At 39.8% G+C, this 6,579-nt stretch carries 1 protein-coding gene; it reads right to left on the bottom strand.

The window, feature by feature from the left end; genetic code table 11:
• A partial coding sequence (locus tag RAO94_13785) for a hypothetical protein (protein ID MDP8323411.1) occupies nucleotides 1-5,436 on the bottom strand: 5,436 nt, incomplete at its 3' end.
• Nucleotides 5,437-6,579: the final 1,143 nt, after the last annotated feature.

Here is a 6,579-nt window from a genome sequence, read left to right as displayed (position 1 = left end):
TACACCTGGTCCCATCCGCTCAAATGACGCTTCTCTGGTAGTGTTGAAGATCACAGTTCCCATATTGTCCCACCAGCCGTCTTCACAGATCGTCACATTACCTGATAAATAATGTGTCATTCCCTGATCGCCATTATTCCAGCAGCCGTCTATAATATTGAGATCACCTACAATTATCATGTTTGATTGAGGTAAGAAATAATCTCCGGTTTGATCAATTGTCAGATTTTCAAAATCATAAGGATCACGGATTGCTTCCACGACCTGATTTGATTCACCATCAAAGATCACTGTTGACTGACCTCTGTTAAAGCTTTCCTGAAAAGTTATTTCATCATTATAGTCATACCAGTGTCTGCCAATATTAATGGTTGTATTCTCATCCAGTACATAACAATTTAGTCCTGCATCATCCTCGATGGTTATATCTCTATCCACATCCAGACTGCTGTCTGTGTGCATCATCAGAGTACCATCTGATATATGCAGGTTATTCAATACATGAACCGTATTTCCTTCCGGTATTTCAAGATAATAACCTGGCGTTAAATCTTTTAAGATAGTCAAATTATAAAAAGTCTCATCATTTAAGATCTCACCAGGTAGATAGTTAAAAAAGCGGACCATACTGTTAGTTTCCACAAATCCGGCAGCTCCATTCTCATTACTCCAGTTCTCACCCACCAGCACAAGTCCCTCATCAGCATCCAGTATTCCTTCAGCTCCAATATTGATAGACTTCCACACTGTTAACTGATTGCCATCGGTAGAAAGCTTTCCATCCAGAATCGTAAGATTCTCGTTTATTGTGATCGGGTCTGACATCTGGCAATTTCCTGTTGTTCCGCTTTTATTGATCACAACTTCATTAAACCAGTTATTTGCAGCGCAAATGATCTGGCAATTCAGTGAGCCTCCAAATTCGATGGTTCCCTCATCCTGATGAAATGTCCCAGGGTAAGGTGCTCGGAAACCCCATCCAATCGTCAAAGTCCCTCCTGACTGCAGAAAATCTGTATCTTCTCCAAACTGGATACCGTTATTGCTGATCTGCAAATTACCATCATTCAATATTACTTCCCCGGCAAAACTTTCATAACTACCCTCATAAGGCATATCAATGATGAAATTGCCTCCTTCGATCGTTAAACTGCCGGAAGTATATTGAGTGAAATTATCTGATATGGTGATATCTCCTCCATTCTGAGTAAGACTGCCCTGCATATAGAGGTTGTTTGTAGTAACTTCAGAGCCATTATCCATTATGAACTGTGAACCTGTATAAAGGTCTATCATTCCATCTACAGTCAAATCGTTTCCATTCAGATCAAAAGTGTTATCTGATAACACTTCCAGGTCTCCTGAAATTTGAACTGTGTTATTATTATAGCTATGCACTTGCGTAACGCCAGTTTCCTTATCGATTTTCACATCACCAAAACAGGCAGTTGTGGAATATGAGCTAATAGTTGTGCTGGCATTCCCATTAAAATACACCACATTGTCCGGTTCAAACTGGCAATTTATGCCATTATAGAACATCCAGTTGCCGCCCACATGAAATTCTCCGTTATATACTGTAGCATTAGAACCGTTATACCATCTTACATTATTATTTATGTAAATTCTGTCATCCTCGCTGTCCATATTCAAGCCACCATAAAAACTTAGATCATCTCCTATGGTCAGGGATATATCATTTATCTGAATAAAGCCGCTATCAACAATCAGATCTTGATCAATAGTGGTATCATTATCGAAGATAACCCGGTTTAAACGGTCTCTTTCTTCATCTTCACGTGTGCTTGATCCTTTATTCACCCGTAAATTACGAAAACTGCTACCGGGATTATTATAGCAATGTGCAGTTCCTCCACCATACAGCTCAATCTGACCACCTGCCGGATAAAAACCGTTTTCTTCAACCTTGAAATCTCCACTGGTTCGAATAGTTCCTCCAGTGATGATATCAGTAAGCTCATGACCCGTTTCTGAAATAAAAATCCCGTTATCCTTAAAATCAAGGACTCCACCCTCCATAAAAAGGGTAATTCCCCTCGTATATGCCCATTCACTGGGCCAGGGATAACCTCCATGGATATTGAAAGTACCATCATAGATCCAGATATTCGCATCCAGGTCCACATATTCAAAACTGCTTGTTCCCTGATGCAGATCAATGCTTCCTCCATCCAGAATATAATTTCCCTTCACACGAACATCTGCTATATCATTAGCTGTAAAACTGCCACCATTTACCCTGATCGTACCTGACGTATAATTATAGCTTTCACAGTTTAGTACATCTCCATTTGAGATGATCAGCTCCCCTCCATAAGGCTTATCAAGTTCTACATTCACAAAATCAGATTCATTTACATACTGATTACCTTCTCCATTAAAAATCACGGTTGAACCAAATGTGTTAATTTCTCCACTTGTATTATACCAGCCGCCAGTGACTTCAATGGTATCTAAGTATATATTCAATTCCCCATAATTGAGCATCGTATGAAGCCTGATATGAGTTGCTCCACTCAGACTTAGAGAGGCATTATCATCAACATATATCTCACAAAACTCGCTGGCTGGATTAGACCACATTTGACAATCAGACTCCATGAAATTCAAAGAACCAACTTCAAAAATGATTGTTCCACTTAAGCTCAAAAGACCATTATGAACTTCTACAGGAGCTTCTGTGAGTACCCTGAACGTTGTTGGTGGTAACACAAACAAACTGTTTACTTCCAGTTCTTCACTGGACTCTTCATCAAAAACAACTTCAGATGTCTCTGTTTTGTATAAACGCAGATCTTCAACATAAAAATCATCCGTATTGATCAGAATATAACTATCCTGTGTTCCAACAAAAATGATGTCGCTTTCAGTCAGGTTGATATAAGAACCTTCATCTGCTGTCCAGTCATTGTAAACATTTATGTTCATTGAGCCTGTATCAGTCAAATGCGAGCCATCAAACCAGTGAACATTACCAAGACAATCTAATGAACCTGATCCTGATGCTATTTGGATATTGCCATGAATTTCCGTTGTTCCGTAGATTCTCATTGTGCCTTCTCCAGAGATTTCAATATGCGCATCATCAGAAACCACGAGGTTCCCACAGTCAACAGATGATACTATCTCCGGATGATAGCCATATTCATCTGGTGAAGGTATAAGTACATCAGTGTTTGCATCAGGCACTACACCGTTTGCCCAGTTCTCACTATCATACCAGTTGCTGCTTATGCTGCCATCCCATGCACCAGGTCCCCCAATATTGATCCGGAATTCTGCTGAGCTTTCATTCAATGCCCAGACGCAAACGCCGTAATAATCTGCTTGAGTTATTGTTATAGTAATCGATTCATCCTGCCCGGATCCATGATTTGTACTGCTTGTGAGTAACTCACTTATGTCTTTATAATAATAACCCGGGGTTGAACCAAATATTCCCAGATCAAGATTTGCTGATCCTGATAATACATCAAGCGTAATAGTATATACTGAGGGAGTTAGATAAACATCCCAGATCTCACACACATCACCGGCTGGCCATGTTTCCTGCGGATTCATTCCTTGCGAAAGATTCTCTCCCGCTTCACCTTCCATCTCCACCATTGCCATATCAGATGTTGTTTCATTATCATAATGTGCTACTCGCAATCCCCTTTCCGGAGAAGGGGCATGATTTCCATCGATGGCAATCAAATTTACTGTTCCGGTAGAGTGCTGTGAACCTTTGATCACCTGGCTGAAATCACTATCATTAAATAATGCCAATCCCCAGTTATCGCTAACTTCATCAGACCTTACTCCCACTACTCCCCAATTTGCTTCATTATGATCAAACCAGAAGAAATCAGGGTCACTTGTGGTAGCCTCTCTATCATCATACGTAAGCTCATCAAAACTGCCCCCGGGATGAATTTCAAAATCTCCATAACTGCCGTCAGCACCAATCAATGTACCATTCAGATCATATAACTCTATCCAGATCCGGCATTTCTCAGAATCTATATTATTAGGAATCTGCCACCAGTAGTAGCCTGTATTGGGAAGGTCTTCTGCTATTAACATCAGGTCTGTATCATCACTGTCTTTATTTATTATTATTGTCACAGTCCCATTATAGGCATTCCCCATATCAGACAGCCAGTGAATTTCACATATATCATTACCTTCATAACTTTCACCTGGAGTTCCATTTCCATACTGAAAATATCGCAAATCCCCGTGAGGATACTGCAAATTAAATGCATTGCCGAAATCACCATCTGGCCAGATTGCGAAAGAACCATCTATTATCGATTTGCTGATCCAGTCTATTGAGCCTACATTGGGATCATGTATTGCTATTTCATTGTTAGCTTCGCAATAACCCATAGCTGTCACAAAATGATTCTCATTGATCCAGATCATGATCGGTAAACCGTCATCAACGAAATCTCGTATATTATTGAAATACCAGGTCGTACCATGATCATCATAATATGTCCCGGTAAATTCATAGTCATGATACCCATTGGCAACTCCACATGTTCCGGGAACCATATTATCACAGTAAGTACTACCCGAACCATCTGTTTCCATCTCATCTGCCAGTTCATAAGATGTGTTTGGAATATGATAATCAAAATGATGCCATTGTACACTGTCTGGCACGTCATCCCACTCAGTATAATGCCAGTCAACCAGATTGGAGTAATTCTCATAAGTATTTATGGAATTATAATCGAACCAGGCAAGCAGCATTGATGCTGCCGTTGGTCCGCAACCATGATGCCATGAATAAAATGGCATGTATTCATGATTTTCAAGTAATACTTGTGTTCGTGTCAGTTCCCGTTCTCCACTTTCAAAAGCTGCCCATTCATCAGAGAAATCCTCCTGATCGCAGAAAAAATTGAATGTTGCTGCAAATTCAAAGAACTCAGCCTCATCCAGTACTTTCGGTGGCGGCAATACGCGTATAAATTTTCTTTCACTGCCATTGCTGACACAATACCACACATTAGCAGTTGTAAGGTAATAAACTCTCTCCAATTTGTAGCCAATGCCAACCTCTTTTTCTGCTATTATCCGCAATTTATCTCCCAATAAATATTCATGAGAAAGTGTCTCTGAATGTTCCAGAACCACGGGCATATCACGGCGTGCACTCAATAGCATGGTGCAAAATCCCTTATTCGCTGACAGGTCCGGTTCATCAGGAAATCTATCTCCCTGATAGAAATTATAACGGTATGCCACAATCTCTTCATCACTATAGTAATATGGTATAACCCTGCCGGTTGTCACATCTCCCCATAGTGCTTCTGCATTCCTCACAGCTATATCTTCAATTACATCCGCCGGTACAATGTCATTATTAGAAAATAATGCCGATACCACAAAAAGTAAAACCAAAAAAATCATAGAGTTTTTCATAACTCCCTCCAGTTTATTTTTAATCTATTACTTATTTTTCCCTGATTGATCCCTACTCACACTTTTAGGTATCAATTGCGCAAGTTCCATAATAATATTAATCCATTATACTGAAAATTTGATATCCTGAATTCGTTCAAAATCTGGCTCATAATTCGATGTTCTGTCCTTCTTTTTAATAAGTTTCTGGAGCAAATAATTGATCTATTCCTAACTTCCCTCTCGCTTCGTCTAGTTTCACATCAAGAGATTAATCTTAAAATGCTTTTCCCAGGCTGTTAAAGTTTCTGTTAACATTTGATAATATTATGTATAATATTTATGTAGTTCAGGCATGATGTTTTTCTTTATCTCTTTATCCCTTACCCGTATGTGACAAAATAGTACTAATCACTCCAAAGCTGTCAAATAATATCTTATCATTAACAGTTTAGCCTTGCTGGAGACTACTCAAATTTCTTTGTGCATCTTTCCTGAATAAGTGATACACCAAACCGTTGCTCGCAGTATGAGCAAACCTGCTTACCGTGCCGTAGCCTTCTGTAAGTACTCCATATCTTAAGTGACGTAGTAGGCGTAGGATGGTGTGTCTGCCCTGAGTGAGATTTATTGTTAGATTTTCTGTGATTAATTTTGTCCTACTTTATCTATGTTAATTCGTGTGTTCAGGTGCGTCACGAAGTGGTGTACCTCTAGCTGGTGAAAGTCCAGTCCGGTTAATTTTCTGTTCAGCCGGAAGTGAAAAAGATGACTATCTCCAGTAATGGAATAGTCAAAGCTCTTTGAATCGGTAAGTAAGCCGTAGCGAAAGCGAACGGGTTTAGCTTCGTTAAACCTTGCAGTCGGTGAGTCTGTCTGATAAGATGTAACCTGTAATCTGGTAGGAAGAAACAGAAATAAGCACTACCAGGGGCTGTCGGAGTTATAACTGATGGCGTGCTTGCAAAAGGAGGTATGCTAAACGTGAGAGAGCCTTTATGTTAAGGTCGGCAACCTTAATGAATTCCTATAAGTGTAAACGAAATGGAAAACAGGCGTAAAGGCAGTCGGAGATGCTCGTAGTAGTGATGATCGGTGAGACAACATAACTCATCAGGAGCGAAGGGGCATTACTTCAAAGAAATTTATAAGACAAGGGAGAAT

Source organism: Candidatus Stygibacter australis (genome assembly GCA_030765845.1).
Taxonomy (GTDB): domain Bacteria; phylum Cloacimonadota; class Cloacimonadia; order Cloacimonadales; family TCS61; genus Stygibacter; species Stygibacter australis.
Note: the sequence above shows the minus strand (reverse complement) of the source record. Positions and strands in the feature narration are given on the sequence as shown.